This is a genomic window from Kitasatospora mediocidica KCTC 9733, from assembly GCF_000744225.1.
In the GTDB taxonomy this organism is placed as follows: Bacteria; Actinomycetota; Actinomycetes; order Streptomycetales; family Streptomycetaceae; genus Kitasatospora; species Kitasatospora mediocidica.
Genome location: NZ_JQLN01000004.1, coordinates 802,604 through 820,303, shown reverse-complemented (window position 1 = coordinate 820,303; position 17,700 = coordinate 802,604). Strand labels below are relative to the sequence as shown.

Here is a 17,700-nt window from a genome sequence, read left to right as displayed (position 1 = left end):
CCGCCGGGGCGATCTGTCCCCGGCGGACCGTGCGCTTTTCCAGCTGAAGGGTTCCATCCATGGTCCGCATGTTCCTCAACGGTCAGGCGATGCGCGGCGGCGAGTTCCACGCGCTGCTCGGCGACGCCCCGTTGCTCGGTGTCGTCAGCACGGCGCCGGGCCACCGGTTCTTCTCCATCCGCGACGTCTGCCCCGGCCTGCTGCCCGACCCGGCGGTCGACACCGCGATCGAGGGCGAGTTGTACGAGGTGAGCCTGGAGTTCCTGCGCGACGTCCTGCTGCCCGGCGAGCCGGGCGAGCTGGAGTTCGGCGTCATCAAGCTGGCCGACGGGAGTGCCTGCTTCTCCATGGTGCTGGGCCGCGGTGAGCTGGAGCGCGGGGTGCACAAGGAGATCACCGAGTTCGGTGGCTGGCGCGCCTACCTGGCGACCCTGGGCCGTACCTTCTAGTCACCTCTACCCCCTTCCCCCCTGAGCCACCGGCGATCTCGCCGGTGGCTCTCTGTCGTTCAAGGCGCGGCGGCGGCGTCCAAGAAGGGCGGCCATATCGGGCATTTCTCCTGGTGAGATCACCAATGGCCAGAGCTTCAACGAGTTGTTGAAGATGGGTCAGCTGAACTCTTGACGCCTCGCCCGGCCTCGCCGTACTTTTATTTCGCATACCAAAACCCAAATTCCGTATCGTGGAACTGACCGCAGGAGACACCCGATGCCTCGAATGACAGCCGCCCGCGCGGCAGTGGAGATCCTCAAGCGCGAGGGCGTTGACGTCGCATTCGGCGTGCCCGGTGCCGCGATCAACCCGTTCTACGCCGCGCTCAAGGCCTCCGGCGAGATCCGCCACACCCTCGCCCGCCACGTCGAGGGCGCCTCGCACATGGCCGAGGGCTACACCCGGGCCAAGGCCGGCAACATCGGCGTCTGCATCGGCACCTCGGGCCCGGCCGGCACCGACATGATCACCGGCCTCTACTCGGCGATCGCCGACTCGATCCCGATCCTGTGCATCACGGGCCAGGCGCCGGTCGCCAAGCTGCACACCGAGGACTTCCAGGCCGTCGACATCGCCTCGATCGCCAAGCCGGTGACCAAGGCCGCCACGACCGTCCTGGAGGCCGCACAGGTCCCCGGCGTGTTCCAGCAGGCCTTCCACCTGATGCGCTCCGGCCGTCCGGGCCCGGTCCTGATCGACCTCCCGATCGACGTCCAGCTGACCGAGATCGAGTTCGACCCGGAGACGTACGAGCCGCTGGCGGTCTACAAGCCGGCCGCGACCCGCGCCCAGATCGAGAAGGCGATCGGCTTCCTGCTGGAGTCCGAGCGTCCGCTGATCGTCGCCGGTGGCGGCATCATCAACGCCGACGCCGCCGAGCTGCTGGTCGAGTTCGCCGAGCTGACCAACACGCCGGTCATCCCCACCCTGATGGGCTGGGGAATCATCGCGGACGACCACGAGCTGAGCGCCGGCATGGTCGGCGTGCAGACCTCGCACCGCTACGGGAACGCGAACTTCCTGGAGTCGGACTTCGTCCTCGGCATCGGCAACCGATGGGCCAACCGCCACACCGGCTACAAGCTGGACGTCTACCGCGGTGAGCGCAAGTTCGTTCACGTCGACATCGAGCCCACCCAGATCGGCCGGATCTTCGCCCCGGACTTCGGCATCGCCTCCGACGCCAAGGTCGCGCTGGAGCTCTTCATCGAGGTGGCCAAGGAGCTCAAGGCCGCCGGCAAGCTGCCCGACCGCAGCGCGTGGGTCGCCTCGACCCAGGAGCGCAAGGCCACGCTGCAGCGCCGCACGCACTTCGACAACGTGCCGATGAAGCCGCAGCGGGTCTACGAGGAGATGAACCGGGCCTTCGGCCCGGAGACCCGCTACGTCACCACCATCGGCCTCTCCCAGATCGCCGGCGCGCAGATGCTGCACGTCTACAAGCCGCGGCACTGGATCAACTGCGGTCAGGCCGGCCCGCTCGGCTGGACCACCCCGGCCGCTCTCGGGGTCGCGACCGCCGACCCGCAGACCCCGGTGGTCGCGCTCTCCGGCGACTACGACTTCCAGTTCATGCTGGAGGAGCTGGCCGTCGGTGCCCAGCACAAGATCCCGTACGTCCACGTGCTGGTGAACAACGCCTACCTCGGCCTGATCCGTCAGGCGCAGATCGGCCTGGACATCAACTTCCAGGTCAACCTGGAGTTCGAGAACATCAACTCCCCGGAGCTGGGCGTCTACGGCGTCGACCACGTCAAGGTCGTCGAGGGCCTGGGCTGCAAGGCGATCCGGGTCACCGACCCGAACGAGCTCGGCGCCGCCTTCGAGCAGGCCAAGAAGCTCGCTGCCGAGTACCAGGTGCCGGTCGTCGTCGAGGCGATCCTGGAGCGGATCACCAACATCGCGATGAGCAAGACGGCTGACATCAGCAACGTCAGCGAGTTCGAGGAGCTGGCCACCGAGCCCGGCCACGCCCCCACCGCCATCAAGGCGCTGAAGGTCTGACGCACGAACGCAGGGCCCGGGATGCTCGTCGAGCATCCCGGGCCCTCTGTTGTGCCCGCGTACGGCACGATGGGCACGCCACAGCCCCGGACCCTCGCCGTGGGTCCGGGGCTGCGGTCCGTCCGCCCCGGCTGGGGCGGACGGAGTCCGGGTCACGCACCGTCCCTGGGCGGCCCGGAGTTCAGGGGGATCGATGGGGAAGTCGGCCGGACCGACTTCCCCATCGGGGTGAGGCGGGGTCAGCCGCGGGCGGCCAGCTCACGGGCTGCCTTGGCGCAGGCCAGGGCGATCCGGTCCTCGTTCACCGTGGTCAGGTTGCCCTTCTCGACGACGGCGTTGCCGTTGACGAAGAGCACGGACAGCGGCGGCAGGGCGCCCAGCGTGAGGGCGGCCACCGGGTCGGCGATCGAGGAGTGCATGATGCCGTCGATCTTCCACAGCGCCAGGTCGGCGAGCTTGCCGACCTCGATCGAGCCGATCTCGTTGTGCCGGCCGAGCACCCGGGCGCCGCCCATGGTGCCCAGGCGCAGCGAGCTGCGGGCGGTGAGCGCCTTCGGGCTGCCGTGCAGACGGTTGATCAGCAGCGCGTTGCGCAGCTCGGTGCCGAGCTCACCCGACTCGTTGGAGGCGGTGCCGTCCACGCCCAGGCCGACCGGCACGCCAGCCCGGAGCATGTCCGGGACGCGGGCGATGCCGGCCGCGAGGCGGGCGTTGGAGGACGGGCAGTGTGCGACACCGGTGCCGGTCTCGGCGAACTTGGCGATGTCCGAGTCGTTCATGTGGACGCAGTGCGCCATCCAGACGTCCTCGCCCAGCCAGCCGGTGGACTCGAAGTAGTCGGTCGGGCCCATCCCGAACAGCTCCTTGCAGAACTGCTCCTCCTCGGCCGTCTCCGAGCCGTGGGTGTGCAGTCGGACGCCCTTGCGGCGGGCCAGCACGGCGGCCTCGCGCATCAGCTCGGTGGAGACCGAGAACGGCGAACAGGGCGCGATGGCGATCTGCAGCATCGAGTCGAAGGAGGCGTCGTGGTAGCGGTCCACGGCGGCCTCGGAGGCGATCAGGATGTCCTCGGTCTTCTCGACCGCGTGGTCCGGCGGCAGGCCGCCGTCCTTCTTGCTGCGGTCCATCGAGCCGCGCAGCGCGGTGAAGCGCATGCCCAGCTCCTGGACGGCCTCGATCTCGGCGCCCAGGATGTCGCCGCCGTCCTTCGGGAAGACGTAGTGGTGGTCGCTCGCGGTGGTGCAACCGGACTTCAGCAGCGCGGCGGCCGAACCCTGGGCGGCGGCGTGCACCAGCTTGTCGTCGATCCGCGACCAGGTCGGGTAGAGCGCGACCAGCCAGTCGAAGAGGATGTTGTCCTGGGCCAGGCCCCGGGTGATCCACTGGTAGAAGTGGTGGTGGGTGTTGACCAGGCCGGGGGTGATCAGATGGCCTTCGCCGTTGATCCGGCGCACCACGTTGTCCAGCCACTGCGGGGCGGGGCCGTCGCCGACCGACTCGATCTTGTTGCCGAGGATCACGACGTGGCCCCGGGCGTACTCGGTGTCGTTGGCGTCGACCGTGGCGACGGCGACGTTCTCGATCACGATCCGCTGGTCGGCGGGCGGAGGCTGGACGGCCATGGTGTCTCTCCAAGGGTGCGGTGGGGGAGGAGCGACCGCCGTCGGAGCTGTTGGTGTCCCGAGGGCGGGACGGCGGTACGAGAATCCCTCGGGATGCGACGACGCTCCGTACCGTCCACGCCGCGGGGAGGCGGTTGCGGGGGCGGTACGGAGCGGACCGCGTCGGCCGGACGACCGGTCGGTCAGGCGACCGGGATGACCGGGACGACGCCCTCGCGGTGCACGGTGCCCTCGATCAGGCCATACATCCGGTCGGCGGCGTAGTACACCTCGTTGTCGTTCTTGAGGCCGAAGGGCTCCAGGTCGACGAGGAAGTGGTGCTTGTTCGGGAGCTCCAGGCGGACCTCGTCCACCTCGGCCCGGTTGTTCAGCACCCGGGTGCCCATCGCGTGCAGCGTCTGCTGGAGCGAGTAGGAGTAGGTCTCCGCGAACGCCTCCAGCATGTGGCGGCGGATGTGGGCGTAGGAACGGTTCCAGTTCGGCTGGGCCTCGTCCTCCGCGCCGCTGAAGGAGTACTTCCAACGGGCCGTCACCTGGGTGGCCAGGATGCGGTCGTAGGCCTCCTTCAGGGTGGTGTACTTGTCCTTGATGTAGCCCCAGAACTCGGAGTTCGTGGTGTTCATCACGACCAGGTCCTTCAGCCCGGAGATGACCTGGACGGTGCTGCCGTCGTAGGTGATCTCGCAGGTGCGGACCTCACCGCCGTTGCGCGAGAAGGAGTGTCCGACCTCCTCGGACCCTATGAAGCGCGAGGAGTTGTCCGGGGTCTTGATCCGGTCCCAGGTGTATTCCTCGATCCGGATCCGGGCGCGGTGGATCGGCTCGTTGTTGTCCACGAAGTGCTTCGCCAGCGTGATGCCGAAGGCCTCCGCCGACTCGATGCCGTACTCCTTCGCGAACGCGAAGACGGTGTTCTTGGTGGTGTCGGTGGGCAGGCAGTTGGCGTTCGAGCCGGTGAGGTGGACGTCGTCGAGATCGCCGGAGAGGGCGACCGAGACGTTCAGGTCCTTGATCTCGTGGCGGGTGCTGTCGCGGTAGACCCGGACGATCCGGTTCTCTGCCTTGCCGTACTGGTTCTGACCGAGCACGTGGGCCATGGCGTGGCTCCTAGCTTCTAGCTTCCGCGGTAGACGGAGTATCCGAAGGGGTTCAGCAGCAGCGGCACGTGATAGTGGTGCTGCGCGGGCGCGACCGTGAAGACGATCGAGACCTCGGGGAAGAACGGCGTCTGTTCGGACCGGCCGGCGTAGTAGGCGGCGGTGTCGAACAGGAGCCGGACGACCGAGCCCGCCTCCACTGCCGGCAGGTCCTTGGCCCGGCCGTCGGAGTCCGTGGCGGAGGTGCCGAGCACCTTCCAACCACCCTCGGTGTTCAGTGCGAGCTCGACCGGGACACCCTCGGCCGGGCGGCCGAGGCTGGTGTCGAGCACGTGCGTGGAGATGCCAGTCATGGCTGAAGTGACCTTACTGGTGGCGGAGATGGGTGCCGCGCGCAGCGCGCCCCCGGAAGGGTGGCGGCGGGCGACGGGTGGGTGTCCGATCAGCTGGGGGTCTCGTCCAGGATGCGGTTGAGACGGATGTCGTTGATCTTGCGGAGCTCGCCGCGGACGATCTCGGCCTCGGTGGCCGCGTCGTTGGGGAACCGTTCGCGCAGCGCGTCCAGCATGGTGGCCGCGGTGCGCCCGGTGGCGCAGATCAGGAACACATGGCCGAACTTCGCCTCGTAGGCGGCGTTGGCCTCGTGCAGTTCGTCGAGGAGCGCGGAGTCCACTCCGTGGATGCCGGCCTGCTCGCGCTCGGAGGTGGCGTCGCCCGGCTTGGGTTTGCCGATCCGGGCGTGGCCGGCCATGGCGTCGCCGAGGTCCGCGGTCGAGAGTCCCGCCATGGCCGTCAGGTTGGCCGTGAGCAGGGCGTGTCGGTCGGACCAGGGCCGGGTGGCCGCGACGGCGGCGGCCCAGGCGGGGCTGGAGCAGACCTCCAAGAGGTGCTTCTCCAGCTCGGCGGCCGGAGCCGCCGCCAGCGCCGCGAGGGCGTCGGCTGCGTCAGGCGACGCATGGGGGTGGTTGGTCACGGGTGGACCTCCTGAAGAGTGGTGCCACCCGCAAAAACTAGATCCACCACCCCCGGTCGTCAACACTTTGTTGAAGCCTTGGTGGTTACGTTTCGAAGCGCCGGGTGTGACCGGGCGGTTTCGTGTGCGATCCGCCAAGTGTGCCGGGGTACGGCCATCGGTGAGACTTGCCTGGTCAGTCGGCCTTCGGGCCGTCGACCTGCCGGTTCAGGTAGTTGTACACCGTGAATCGGCTGACGCCCAGCGCGGACGCCACGGTCTCCACTCCGTGTCGGACGGTGAAGGCGCCACGTTCCTCCAGCAGGGCGACGACGCGCTGCTTCTCGAGCCGGTCGAGCTCGGTGAGCGGTCGCCCGTCGAACTGGCGGGTCATCTCGGCCAGCAGCCGGTCCAGCGCGTTGCTGAGGTGGGGGAGGCGGACGGCCACGGCCGGGACGCCCTCCCACTCCAGGACGACGTCGTCGGGCTTGGCGTCGGCCATCGGGAGCGCCGTCGCGCCGACGGCGTCGAGCAGCGGCTTTATCGCCGCGGTGAGCGGGTGTTCCAAGGCGTCGGTCACTGCGTACCCACTCCTTCCGGGGCATCTGGGACCACGCTGACCTGGAAGGAGATCCGGCTCGCGCCGGCTTCCAGGCTCTCGCGCAGCAGTCGGTCCACTGCGGTCAGGACCTGCTCGGCCGCGCCCTCGGCGCTGGTGCCGAACGGGCCGACCGAGACGGCCAGGCCCGCCTCGTCCACCGCCCTGCGGGCCGCGACCGCATGGTCCGGGAAATTGACCAGTTCGAACGGTTCTGTCGTGAACTCCACCATCAATCGCACCCGCTCACTGTAGCGAGCGGGCGATGGGGTGGCAGGGGCCGGTCGATCTCTTCAACAAATTGTTGCGACGGTCTTGACACCTCATCGGGTGCCCGTGCCATGCTTCCACCAAGCAGAATCCCTCTTCCGCATCATGGAAGTTGCGGATGTCGGAAGAGTGAAAGGTGATTGACGTGACTGCCGCTTCCCAGCACGCGTCCTTGAACGGCCGCGTCACGGTCAACCTGTCGATCCTGTTCAGTGAGCTTCCGCTCCTGGAGCGTCCCGCCGCCGCGGCGGCCGCCGGCTTCACCGCCGCCGAGCTGTGGTGGCCCTTCGGCGCCGACCACACCCCCACCGAGGCCGAGCTGGACGCGCTGCGCAAGGCGTTCACCGACGCCGGGGTGCAGCTCACCGGCCTCAACTTCCTGGACGACCTGACCAAGGGCGCCAAGGGCGTCCTGTCGGTGCCCGCCGAGAGCAAGCGCTTCCGGGAGAACATCCCGGTGGCCGTGGCCCTCGCCGAGTCGCTCGGCACCAAGGCGCTCAACGCGCTCTACGGCAACCGCGTCGAGGGCGTCGACCCGGCCGAGCAGGACGCCCTCGCGCTGGAGAACCTCGTCCTCGCCGCCCAGGCCGCGCACGCCATCGGCGCCGTCCTGCTGATCGAGGCGCTCAACAAGGTCGACGCGCCGGACTACCCGCTGCACACCGCGCAGGCCGCCGTCGACATCGTCGACCGGGTCAACGCCGCCACCGGGCTCGGCAACGCCACCTTCCTCTGCGACCTCTACCACCTGGCGGTGAACGGCGAGGACCTGCCCGCCGTCATCGCCGCCCACACGGGCAAGACCGGCCACGTGCAGATCGCCGACTTCCCGGGCCGCAACGAGCCCGGCACCGGCGAGCTGAACTTCGACGAGCTCTTCGCCCGGCTCGACGCGGCCGGTTACCCGGGCCGCATCGGCCTGGAGTACCGCCCGTCGACCGGCGTCAGCGCCGACAGCTTCGAGTGGCTCCCGCGCGAGAACCGCGCCGGCTGACCCTCAGCTCTCTCCCACCCTCCTCCCCCCGCTACGAAGGGAACAGCGCTGTGAGCGCCACCCCCCGCACCATCGCCTTCATCGGTCTCGGCATCATGGGCAGCCCGATGGCCGCCAACCTGGTCAAGGCCGGGCACACCGTCACCGGCTTCAACCTCGAGCAGTCCGCCATCGACGCCCTGGTGGCGGCCGGCGGCAAGGGCGCGACCAGCATCGCCGACGCCGTGACCGGCGCCGACGTGATCATCACCATGGTCCCCGCCGACCCGCACGTCGAGCAGGTCATCCTCGGTGAGGGCGGTGTCCTGGAGAACGCCAAGGCCGGCTCGCTCGTCATCGACATGAGCAGCATCACCCCGCAGACCTCGATCAAGGTCGCCGCGGCCGCCAAGGAGAAGGGCATCCGCACCCTGGACGCCCCCGTCTCCGGTGGCGAGGCCGGCGCGATCGAGGCCGTCCTGTCCATCATGGTCGGTGGCGAGGCGGCGGACTTCGCCGAGGCCAAGCCGCTCTTCGACGCGCTGGGCACCACGGTCATCCACGTCGGCCCGGCCGGTGCCGGCCAGACCGTGAAGGCCGCCAACCAGCTCATCGTGGCCGTGAACATCCAGGTCGTGGCCGAGGCCGTGGTCTTCCTGGAGAACGCGGGCGTCGACCTGCAGGCCGCGCTGGACGTCCTCGCGGGCGGCCTGGCCGGATCCACCGTGCTGAACCGCAAGAAGGCCAACATGGTCAACCGCGAGTTCGCCCCGGGCTTCCGGATCGACCTGCACCACAAGGACATGGGTATCGTCACGGCCGCCGCGCGCGCCGTCGAGGCCCCGCTGCCGGTCGGCTCGCTGGTCGCCCAGCTGGTCGCCTCGGCCCGCGCCAACGGTGACGGCTCGCTGGACCACTCGGCCCTGCTGCGCGGCGTCGAGCGCCTCGCGGGCCGCGAGGTCAAGTAACCCTCCGGGTTACCCCTTACTCCTCCTGGTGGCGTGTACCTGTCCGGTCGTGCCCGCGTCACCAGGAGGGCCTTATCGGCCAGCAGGGGAGTGGTGCTCATCCACCCCTGCTGGCCGTGCCAGCCGGCGGCGCCTCGCACTTCGGTCGTGCGGGCGCCGCCCGGCCCCCTCCCTCGCCGAGGGGAGCCTCCCGTACGTCGGAAGCGGGACGGGAGGAACGGCGGGGAGGGGGTCGCACCCCGATCATTGAGAGCACGTCCCCCAGCGCCACTCGGAAGTGAGGCCCCACCATGCCCGCCACCCCCACCCAGGGCCACGTGGTCGTAGCTCCCGACAAGTTCAAGGGCACCCTGGAGGGCGCCGAGGTCGCCGCCCGCCTGGCGGCCGGCATCCGCAAGGTCGCGCCGCAGCTGGAGATCCGCGAACTCCCGGTCGCCGACGGCGGCGAGGGCACGCTGGCCGCCGCGCTGGCGGCGGGCTTCACCCGGATCCCCGCCAAGGTGGCCGGTCCGACCGGGCTGCCGGTGGACGCCGCGATCGCCGTCAAGGGCGACACCGCCGTGGTCGAACTCGCGCTGGCCTCGGGCCTCGCCCGGCTCCCCGGCGGACGCACCGCGCCGCTGGCGGCCGGCTCCTACGGGGTCGGTCAGCTGATCGGCCGGGCGGTGAGCCTCGGCGCCAAGCGGATCGTGCTCGGCCTGGGCGGCAGCGCCTGCACCGACGGCGGCGCGGGCATGGTCCAGGCGCTGGGCGCCGCTCTGACGGACTCGGAGGGCATCGAACTGCCCCCCGGCGGTGCGGCCCTGCGCCGGCTGCACCGCATCGACCCGGTCCTGGTGACCAAGGCCCTCAAGGGCGTCGAGATCGTGGTGGCCTGCGACGTGGACAACCCGTTGCTCGGCCCGCGCGGCGCCACCGCCGTCTACGGCCCGCAGAAGGGCGCGGACGGCGAGGACCTGCTGGTCCTGGAGGCCGGTCTGACCCGCTGGGCGGACGTGGTCGCGGCCGGCACGGGTGAGGACTTCCGGGACGCCCCCGGCGCCGGGGCCGCAGGAGGGGTCGGCTTCGCCGCCCTGGCCCTGCTCGGCGCCACCATGCGGCCCGGCATCGAGCTTCTGCTCGAACTGCTGGGCTTCGACGAGGCCGTGCGTGGGGCACGCCTGGTCGTGACCGGTGAGGGTTGCCTGGACGCGCAGACGCTCCATGGCAAGGCTCCCGCCGGCGTTGCCGCGGCGGCCACTGGGGCGGGGGTTCCGGTGGCCGCTGTGGCCGGACGGCTCGAACTGTCGGAGAGCGAGTGGCGCGGGGCCGGTTTCGTCGCCGCCTACGCGCTCACCGACCTGGCCGAGCAGCCCGGCGACAGCCTGACGAAGGCCGCGGAGCTGGCCGAGGTCGCGGGGGAGCGACTGGCGGCCGACCTGCTGGCCTAGTTTCCAGCCAGTCGTACTTTCATACATTGACGTTTTGTTGAAGGCGGGCCTAGGCTCCGAGCCACCCACCTGACACCCCCACTCCGGAGGTCTTGATGCCGCTCAGCGAGCAGCCCGTGGCGACCGCGGTGATCCGCTCCCGCCGGGTGGTCCTCCCCGACGGCGAGCGGCCCGCCGATGTCTTGGTCCGGGACGGCAAGATCGAGCAGATCGCCGCCCACGGCTCGCTGCTGGTCGGCGACGCGCACCTGACCGACCTGGGTGAGGTGGCCCTGCTGCCCGGCCTGGTCGACACCCACGTGCACGTCAACGAGCCCGGCCGGACCGAGTGGGAGGGCTTCGCCACCGCCACCCGGGCGGCCGCCGCCGGCGGTGTCACCACCGTCATCGACATGCCGCTGAACTCCATCCCGCCCACCACCACGGTGGACGGCCTCGACGCCAAGCGGAAGATCGCCGAGGGTCAGGCCTGGGTCGACCTCGGCTTCTGGGGCGGCGCGATACCCGGCAACACCGGCGATCTGGAGCCGCTGCACGAGGCCGGCGTCTTCGGCTTCAAGAGCTTCCTGGCCCCCTCCGGCGTGGACGAGTTCCCGCATGTCGAGGGCGCCGACCTGGAGGCCGCGCTCACCGAGCAGGCCAGGATCGGCGCCCTGGCGATCATCCACGCCGAGGACCCGGCCGTGCTGGAGGCCGCCCCGCAGCGGCCCGGCACGCACTACCGCGACTTCCTCGCCTCTCGCCCCGACGACGCCGAATCCGCCGCCGTGGCACGGCTGTTGGACACCGCGCGGCGCACCGGCGCCCGGGTCCACATCCTGCACGTCTCCTCCGCCGCCGTCCTGCCGCTGCTCGCGCAGGCCCGCGCCGACGGCGTCCAGGTGACCGCCGAGACCTGTCCGCACTACCTGACGCTGGCGGCCGAGGAGGTCCCGGACGGCGACACGGCCTTCAAATGCTGCCCGCCGATCCGCGACGAGTCCAACCGCGACCTGCTCTGGGCGGCCCTGGCGGCCGGCGAGTTCGTCGCGATCGTCTCCGACCACTCGCCGTCCACGCCAGATCTGAAACTCCTTCAGAAGTACGGCGGCAGCGGCGACTTCGCCAAGGCCTGGGGTGGCATCGCCTCCCTCCAGCTGGGCCTGCCCGCGATCTGGACCGAGGCCCGCAAGCGCGGCCACAGCCTGTCCGACGTGGTCCGCTGGATGTCCGCCGGACCGGCCTCGCTGGTCGGCCTGACCGGCACCAAGGGCGCCATCGCGGTCGGCCACGACGCCGACCTGGTCGCCTTCGACCCGGACGGCGTGTTCTCCGTCGATCCCGACGCCCTGCACCACCGCAACCCCGTCACCCCGTACGCCGGCAAGACCCTGACCGGCACCGTGCAGACCACCTGGCTGCGCGGCCGCGTGGTGGACGTGGACGCCGAACCGTTCGGCCGGCAGATCCTTCGTACCCGCTGAGGAGCGAGATGAGTACCAGTCAGACCCCGGCCGCTCCCTTCACCGAGCTGGTCAACCTCGCCTCCCGGCTGCTCGGCGCGGGCGTGGTGGCCACCAACGAGGACACCTTCGCCGACGCGGAGAACCTGCTGGTCGCCAAGGCCGCCGAGTTCCGCGCGCACACCTTCGGCCACAAGGGCCAGATCATGGATGGCTGGGAGAGCAAGCGCCGGCGCGGTGTCAGCGCCGAGCAGCCGCACCCCACCGACGAGGACCACGACTGGGCGGTCGTCCGCCTGGGCGTGGCCGGCCGGATCCACGGCGTGATCGTCGACACCGCGCACTTCACCGGGAACTACCCGGAGACCGGCTCGGTGCAGGCCGCCTCGATACCCGGCCACCCGTCCGTCGAGGAGCTCGACGACGCCGAGTGGACCGACCTGGTCCCGCGCACCGCGCTCCAGGGCGACACCGCCCACGAGTTCGAGGTCAGCGACCCGACCCGCTACACCCACGTCCGGCTGAACATCTGGCCGGACGGCGGCGTGGCCCGCCTGCGGGTGCACGGCGAGGTGCTGCCCGACCCGCGCGACCTGGACGGCCTCAGCTTCGACCTGGCCGCCCAGGAGTACGGCGGCGTCGCCGAGGCCGCCTCGGACCGCTACTTCTCCTCCCCGCACAACCTGAACTCTCCGGGCCGCGCCTCCGTCATGGGCGAGGGCTGGGAGACCCGGCGTCGGCGCGACAAGGCCAACGACTGGGTACAGATCGCCCTGGCCGGGGGCGGCGAGGTCCTGGCCGCCGAGGTGGACACCACCCACTTCGTCGCCAACGCCCCCGGCTGGGCCGACCTGGTGGGCTACGACGCCTCCGCCGGCGGCGACCCGTCTGCTGACCCCTCCAGCGACCCTGACGGCTGGTTCGAGATCCTGCCGCGCACCCGGTTGCAGCCCGACACGCGCCACCGGCTGCGCCTGGACGTGGGCCGCCCGGTCACGCACGTCCGGATCAACGTCTACCCGGACGGCGGCCTGGCCCGCCTGCGGCTGACCGGCCGGCTCACCGAGGCCGGCCGCGCCGCCCTCGCGCTGCGCTGGTTCAACGCGCTGCCCGTAGCCGAGGCCGTCCAGGCGCTCACCGAAGCCGGCCTGGCCGGCGCCGAGGCGACCACCCTCGCCGCGGCGCGTCCGCTCGCCGCACCGGCCGACGTCACCGCCGCCGTGACGGCCCTTCAGCCCGCCGACGGCCCCGACGGCACCGAGACCTCCCGCCGGGCCGCCGCGATCTGGCGCCTGCTGGGCGTCTGAATTCTTCTCTCCACGCACCGCCTCTCTTTCCGAAGGACCGCGCTATGTCCAAGATCCTGACCACCGAGTCCGGCGCGCCGATCGCCGACAACCAGAACTCGGCCTCCGCCGGCGAGTACGGCCCGCTGCTCATCCAGGACCAGCAGCTCCTGGAGAAGCTCGCGCGCTTCAACCGCGAGCGCATCCCGGAGCGCGTGGTGCACGCCCGCGGCTCGGGCGCGTACGGCTACTTCGAGGTCACCGACGAGGTCTCGCAGTTCACCCGCGCCAACTTCCTCGCCTCGGTGGGCAAGCGGACCGAGGTCTTCCTGCGCTTCTCCACCGTCGCGGGCAACCTCGGCGCCAGCGACGCGGTCCGTGACCCGCGCGGCTTCGCGCTGAAGTTCTACACCGAAGAGGGCAACTACGACCTCGTCGGCAACAACACCCCGGTGTTCTTCATCAAGGACCCGATCAAGTTCCCCGACTTCATCCACTCGCAGAAGCGGGACCCGTACACCGGTATCCAGGAAGCCGACAACGTCTGGGACTTCTGGGCCCACTCGCCGGCCTCCACCCACCAGATCACCTGGCTCTTCGGCGACCGCGGCATCCCGGCCTCGTACCGCCACATGAACGGCTACGGCTCGCACACCTACCAGTGGGTCAACGAGTCGGGCGAGGCCTTCTGGGTCAAGTACCACTTCAAGACCAACCAGGGCATCCGCTCGCTGGACGGCGACCAGGCCGCCGAGGTGGTGGGCGCCGACGCCGACAGCCACCAGCGCGACCTGCACCAGGCGATCGAGCGCGGCGTGTTCCCGTCCTGGACCCTCTACGTCCAGCTGATGCCGGTGGCCGAGGCGGCCGACTACCGCTTCAACCCGTTCGACCTCACCAAGGTGTGGCCGCACGCGGACTACCCGCTGCAGAAGGTCGGCCGCCTGGTTCTCAACAAGAACCCGGAGAACGTCTTCGCCGAGGTCGAGCAGTCCGCCTTCTCGCCGAACAACTTCGTCCCCGGCATCGGCGCCTCGCCCGACAAGATGCTCCAGGGCCGGCTCTTCGCCTACGCGGACGCCCAGCGCTACCGCCTCGGCGTCAACCACACCCTGCTCGCCGTCAACGCCCCCAAGGCGACCGAGGCGAACAACTACGGCCGCGACGGCTTCGCCGCGGTCAACAAGTCCGGCCGTGGCAAGAACTACGAGCCCAACTCGTACGACGGCCCCGCCCAGACCGACAGCGCGCTGGCCGCGCCGGTGGCCCTGGGCGGCCACACCGGCACGTACACCACCCCCGCGCACACCAAGGACGACGACTTCTTCCAGGCGGGCGAGCTGTTCCGTCTGATGTCGGCCGGTGAGCAGGAGCGCCTGATCAACAACATCGCGGGCTTCCTCGCCCAGGTGACGCGCGACGACATCGTCGAGAAGAACCTCGCCCACTTCCACGCGGCCGACGAGAACTACGGTCGCCGCCTGGAGGCCGCCGTCGCCAAGCTCCGCGCCGGCGACGAGGGCTGACCCTCCCAGCGCCAACTGACGAACCCTCAGACGTACCCCTCCCCGCTGTCCTGGGGAGGGGTACGTCGTCATGTTTCCCGCCTGCTCCAACTGGTAATGCTTCTGGCATATGCCATTCGGCCAATACCCGTCACCTGCGGGAATATCGCCCGAGCAGGGGGTGTGGAGGGCGCACGGTGGTTAGTCTGAGGGTGGTACCAGGAGCGGAAAGGGGAGGCCATGCCGGCACACGGCCAGGGTCGTCAGATCATGCTCGACCAGGGTGAGTCCGGACCGCACGCCTCTCTGCGGCGCGCCCTGCGCCTGCTGGAGGTCGCGGACCGACACTCCGGAGGCGCCACCTTCGGGGACTTCGTCCGGGAGGCCGGCCTGCCCGCCCCCACCGTAAGGGAGTTGATCGCGATCCTGGCGGCCGAGGGCTACCTGCAACCGCTCGACGGCGGCTGGGTGCTCGGCGGCACGTTCGCGATGCTCGGCCAGTCCAACCGTGAGCAGCTGATCCGGATCAGGCTCAACCACAAGCTCGCCGAACTGCGCGACGAGCTGGGCGCCGCCGTCTACTTCAGCCGGTACTACGACGGCGAGTTGACGGTCGAGGCAGTCGCCTTCGGCGAGGACGCGCCCGCCGTGCACGAGTGGGTGGACTTCAAGGCCACGGCCCACGCCAGCGCGATCGGCAAGTGCCTGCTGAGCCAGCTCGACCACGACGGCCGCCTCGACCACCTCTCCCGCCACCCGATCGCCCGCCTCACCTCACGCACCATCACCGACGCCGAGCAGTTGATGCACCGCCTGGAACGTCAACCCGCGACCATGCCGGTCCTCGACCTCCAGGAATACGCCCTCGGCACCGTCTGCGCCGCCGTCCCCGTCACAGCGGGAACCACCGTCGGCTGCCTCGCCATGTCCCTCCCCGCCGCCAACGCCCACCGCCTCCGCGCCGCCGCCGAACTCCTCGCCGAGCGAGCGGCACCGCTGATGCTGGCGATGGCGGTCTGACCGCCGGCTCGTGGACGACCTCCTGACGTTCCTAAGCCGCATCCACGCTGGAATCGACCTCGACGACGCGCAACGTGCCCTTGGTCAGCACCAGTACCGTGTGGGGGCCGTGGCCGCGAAGGGCCCTGATCCTCTGGGTGATGCGCCTGGAGTGCGTCGAGTACCTCGGATCCTCCGGGTCTGGAACGACCAGGGCCAGCCCGCCACGCCAATCCGCCACGACGAACCCCGAGTCGGCCTGGACGGGGTGATCGACCTCCGAAGCGGCGAATATCCGCAGCAGTCTTCCGTCGTGTGCGTCGATGGCCGTGACCAAGCGGCGCGCTGCGGGTACCCAGAGGATCGGACCGGTCCGGCTCACCGCCTGCGGCAATAGCGGGTGGAAGTCGGAGTCGGATCGGTGGAAGACGGCGGCGGCTCCGGTGGAGAGCGAGAGTTCGAGCACGGTCCGCGGCCCGCAACGCGCAAGGACCCGGTCCGAGTCCAGCGACGTCAGGACCGGTTGCGCGTCACCCGAGGCCAGCGGCTCGGGCAGCGACCACCGGCGCGTGATCCGTCCGTCACGCGGTTCGACCAAGCGGATCTCGGCGCCATGCGGCTCACCGACCAACACACCGGCCTCCGTCACGAGCGGGACCGCGATCTCGGCACGCTCCGGATTCCGCCACAGCAGCGTTCCGGTCTGCAGGTCGAACGCCGTGAGCGGGGTGTAGCCGCGCCAGCCGCCGACCAGCACCGTGTCCTCCGTCGCCACCAGATGCCCGGTGAACTCGGCCAGCTGCGCCGTCCACAGCGTTTCCCCGGTGCGCACGTCCAGGCAGGACAGCCGCGGGAGGTTCTGCGGGATCACCAGGCAGCGCTCGCCGACGACAACGGTCGCGCGCGGCCAGGTGCCAACCGGAATATCCCAGCGCTGCGCGCCATCAAGAGGATCGAGACCGACCAGGCGAGTCCACCGCTCGTGGACGACGATGTGCTCGGCGGTCACCGCCAGTCCGGCCGCGCGACCCGGCTGATGAAGATTCCGCTCCCACACCGTCTGTCCGAACATGGGCTCATTCCAGCAGTGGCGTACCGGTGGTGCAACGAGTTTGCGACTTCGACCTGACGTCCGGTCCGTCGGTGCGGTTCGGGGCGAGAGAGAGAACGTGACCCGCTGATCGGCCGCCGTTCAGAGCCACTGGCACCCGACGCTCGGAACCCGGAGCGGCGCCAAGTACGCCGATCCAGCCCTTCCAACAGCCGGCCATCTCGGTGAGAGCTGCTGCGGCTGCGAACACCTGTGGCCCGCTGGCGACACTGACGAGGTCGCCCCTGGTGCACTTCCTTGTTACGGCGGACCGGGCCGAACCGGCGGCCATAGCGGCGTGTTCGGTAGCCGCGTGAGGCCCCCTCTGACCACTGCATCGCGAGAAAACGCCGGCGGGGCCGGTCGAGAGGTGATCTCAACCGGCCCCGCTCGTCTGTCGCTCAGCCTCAGTGGCTGGTGTAGACGCTGTCCATGAAGGCCAGGATCTGCTCGTCCGTGAGGCGGTGGCCCTCGCGGTGGCCGTGGGCGAGGTCGGCCTCGCTGATCATGCCGACCAGCATGTCGTTGTCGATCACCGGCATGCGGCGGATCTGGTGCTTCTCCATCTTCTTCAGGACGGTGTCCATCGAGTCGTCGGCGCGGACGCAGTGCAGGTGACCGCTGAGCTCCATCGCCTTCATCATCTTCGGGTCCTTGCCCTCGGCGATACATCGGGTGACGATGTCGCGGTCGGTGATCATGCCCTTGAGCTTCCGGTCCTCGCCGCAGATGGGGAGGGCACCGACGCCCATGTCGCGCATCATTCGTGCGGCGTCCATGAGGGTCTGTTCGGCGTCGATGCACTGGGCTCCGCTGTGCATGATGTCGCGCGCCATGATCATGGGAATACTCCTCTGCTTGCCGAGTTGTCGCCGAAGGTGTCGGCTTCATCACCGTAGGTGCCCGCCGGGATGGTCGCGAGTGGAGGGCGGGGTTCTGGGTGACGTTATTAGACTGTGCGTCGATAAGAAT

17 protein-coding genes are annotated in these 17,700 nt (G+C 70.0%); 9 read left to right on the top strand and 8 right to left on the bottom strand.

From position 1 onward, the window contains the following. The first annotated feature begins 59 nt into the window (after positions 1-59). Both BS80_RS11265 and gcl read left to right on the top strand, forming a co-directional pair. Positions 60-449, top strand: coding sequence for an allophanate hydrolase-related protein (locus BS80_RS11265; RefSeq protein WP_035796077.1), 390 nt, complete (start codon positions 60-62; stop codon positions 447-449). Between the two features lie 259 nt (positions 450-708). Beyond that, the gene (gene gcl, locus BS80_RS11260; RefSeq protein WP_083974520.1) at positions 709-2,496 is read left to right on the top strand and encodes a glyoxylate carboligase; all 1,788 of its coding nucleotides are present in this window, start codon (positions 709-711) and stop codon (positions 2,494-2,496) included. A 239-nt stretch (positions 2,497-2,735) separates the two neighbouring features. Here the strand turns inward: gcl and BS80_RS11255 are convergent, their stop codons facing one another. From BS80_RS11255 to BS80_RS11230, 6 genes are all read right to left on the bottom strand, one after another. After that, the gene (locus BS80_RS11255) at positions 2,736-4,118 is read right to left on the bottom strand and encodes an 8-oxoguanine deaminase (protein ID WP_035796073.1); all 1,383 of its coding nucleotides are present in this window, start codon (positions 4,116-4,118) and stop codon (positions 2,736-2,738) included. Between the two features lie 182 nt (positions 4,119-4,300). Further along, positions 4,301-5,215 carry a factor-independent urate hydroxylase gene (gene pucL, locus BS80_RS11250; protein WP_035796072.1) on the bottom strand — a complete coding sequence of 305 codons (915 nt, stop codon included), beginning with the start codon at positions 5,213-5,215 and terminating at the stop codon, positions 4,301-4,303. Between the two features lie 17 nt (positions 5,216-5,232). After that, the gene (uraH, locus tag BS80_RS11245) at positions 5,233-5,568 is read right to left on the bottom strand and encodes a hydroxyisourate hydrolase (RefSeq protein WP_035796071.1); all 336 of its coding nucleotides are present in this window, start codon (positions 5,566-5,568) and stop codon (positions 5,233-5,235) included. An 89-nt stretch (positions 5,569-5,657) separates the two neighbouring features. Beyond that, positions 5,658-6,188: a 2-oxo-4-hydroxy-4-carboxy-5-ureidoimidazoline decarboxylase gene (gene uraD / locus BS80_RS11240; protein WP_232246437.1), complete on the bottom strand. Its 531-nt coding sequence runs from the start codon at positions 6,186-6,188 to the stop codon at positions 5,658-5,660. Between the two features lie 175 nt (positions 6,189-6,363). Further along, positions 6,364-6,747: a helix-turn-helix domain-containing protein gene (locus BS80_RS11235; RefSeq protein WP_035796066.1), complete on the bottom strand. Its 384-nt coding sequence runs from the start codon at positions 6,745-6,747 to the stop codon at positions 6,364-6,366. Continuing rightward, positions 6,744-7,007 carry a thiamine-binding protein gene (locus BS80_RS11230; protein WP_232246436.1) on the bottom strand — a complete coding sequence of 88 codons (264 nt, stop codon included), beginning with the start codon at positions 7,005-7,007 and terminating at the stop codon, positions 6,744-6,746. The genes BS80_RS11235 and BS80_RS11230 overlap by 4 nt, the downstream gene beginning before the upstream one ends. A gap of 164 nt (positions 7,008-7,171) precedes the next feature. Here BS80_RS11230 and BS80_RS11225 point away from each other — a divergent pair, with 164 nt between their 5' ends. The 7 genes from BS80_RS11225 (at position 7,172) to BS80_RS11195 (ending at position 15,659) form a co-directional block, all read left to right on the top strand. Continuing rightward, positions 7,172-8,029, top strand: a complete 858-nt coding sequence (locus BS80_RS11225) for a TIM barrel protein (protein ID WP_083974518.1) — start codon at positions 7,172-7,174, stop codon at positions 8,027-8,029. Positions 8,030-8,079: 50 nt separating this feature from the next. Beyond that, positions 8,080-8,976, top strand: a complete 897-nt coding sequence (locus BS80_RS11220; protein WP_035796059.1) for a 2-hydroxy-3-oxopropionate reductase — start codon at positions 8,080-8,082, stop codon at positions 8,974-8,976. A gap of 290 nt (positions 8,977-9,266) precedes the next feature. Then, the gene (locus tag BS80_RS11215; protein WP_035796057.1) at positions 9,267-10,406 is read left to right on the top strand and encodes a glycerate kinase; all 1,140 of its coding nucleotides are present in this window, start codon (positions 9,267-9,269) and stop codon (positions 10,404-10,406) included. A gap of 95 nt (positions 10,407-10,501) precedes the next feature. Next, complete coding sequence (allB, locus tag BS80_RS11210; protein WP_035796055.1) at positions 10,502-11,869, top strand: allantoinase AllB; 1,368 nt, start codon at positions 10,502-10,504, stop codon at positions 11,867-11,869. 8 nt (positions 11,870-11,877) lie between these two features. Then, positions 11,878-13,155, top strand: a complete 1,278-nt coding sequence (gene alc / locus BS80_RS11205; protein ID WP_051966470.1) for an allantoicase — start codon at positions 11,878-11,880, stop codon at positions 13,153-13,155. Positions 13,156-13,199: 44 nt separating this feature from the next. Continuing rightward, entirely contained in the window at positions 13,200-14,660 is a 1,461-nt protein-coding gene (locus BS80_RS11200; RefSeq protein WP_035796054.1) for a catalase, read from the top strand. Between the two features lie 246 nt (positions 14,661-14,906). After that, complete coding sequence (locus BS80_RS11195; RefSeq protein ID WP_408607372.1) at positions 14,907-15,659, top strand: IclR family transcriptional regulator; 753 nt, start codon at positions 14,907-14,909, stop codon at positions 15,657-15,659. 31 nt (positions 15,660-15,690) lie between these two features. Here the strand turns inward: BS80_RS11195 and BS80_RS11190 are convergent, their stop codons facing one another. Both BS80_RS11190 and BS80_RS11185 read right to left on the bottom strand, forming a co-directional pair. Next, positions 15,691-16,710, bottom strand: coding sequence for an outer membrane protein assembly factor BamB family protein (locus BS80_RS11190; protein ID WP_035796047.1), 1,020 nt, complete (start codon positions 16,708-16,710; stop codon positions 15,691-15,693). A 425-nt stretch (positions 16,711-17,135) separates the two neighbouring features. Next, positions 17,136-17,570 (bottom strand): CBS domain-containing protein, encoded by a 435-nt coding sequence (locus BS80_RS11185; protein ID WP_035796046.1) that lies wholly within the window; start codon positions 17,568-17,570, stop codon positions 17,136-17,138. Positions 17,571-17,700 lie beyond the last annotated feature (130 nt).

Excerpts from the sequence above, each read along its gene's own strand:
- BS80_RS11265 (WP_035796077.1), top strand. The coding sequence starts at position 60 with ATGGTCCGCATGTTCCTCAACGGTCAGGCGATGCGCGGCGGCGAGTTC.
- gcl (WP_083974520.1), top strand. The coding sequence starts at position 709 with ATGCCTCGAATGACAGCCGCCCGCGCGGCAGTGGAGATCCTCAAGCGC.
- BS80_RS11255 (WP_035796073.1), bottom strand. The coding sequence starts at position 4,118 with ATGGCCGTCCAGCCTCCGCCCGCCGACCAGCGGATCGTGATCGAGAAC.
- pucL (WP_035796072.1), bottom strand. The coding sequence starts at position 5,215 with ATGGCCCACGTGCTCGGTCAGAACCAGTACGGCAAGGCAGAGAACCGG.
- uraH (WP_035796071.1), bottom strand. The coding sequence starts at position 5,568 with ATGACTGGCATCTCCACGCACGTGCTCGACACCAGCCTCGGCCGCCCG.
- BS80_RS11215 (WP_035796057.1), top strand. The coding sequence starts at position 9,267 with ATGCCCGCCACCCCCACCCAGGGCCACGTGGTCGTAGCTCCCGACAAG.
- allB (WP_035796055.1), top strand. The coding sequence starts at position 10,502 with ATGCCGCTCAGCGAGCAGCCCGTGGCGACCGCGGTGATCCGCTCCCGC.
- alc (WP_051966470.1), top strand. The coding sequence starts at position 11,878 with ATGAGTACCAGTCAGACCCCGGCCGCTCCCTTCACCGAGCTGGTCAAC.
- BS80_RS11200 (WP_035796054.1), top strand. The coding sequence starts at position 13,200 with ATGTCCAAGATCCTGACCACCGAGTCCGGCGCGCCGATCGCCGACAAC.
- BS80_RS11190 (WP_035796047.1), bottom strand. The coding sequence starts at position 16,710 with ATGTTCGGACAGACGGTGTGGGAGCGGAATCTTCATCAGCCGGGTCGC.
- BS80_RS11185 (WP_035796046.1), bottom strand. The coding sequence starts at position 17,570 with ATGATCATGGCGCGCGACATCATGCACAGCGGAGCCCAGTGCATCGAC.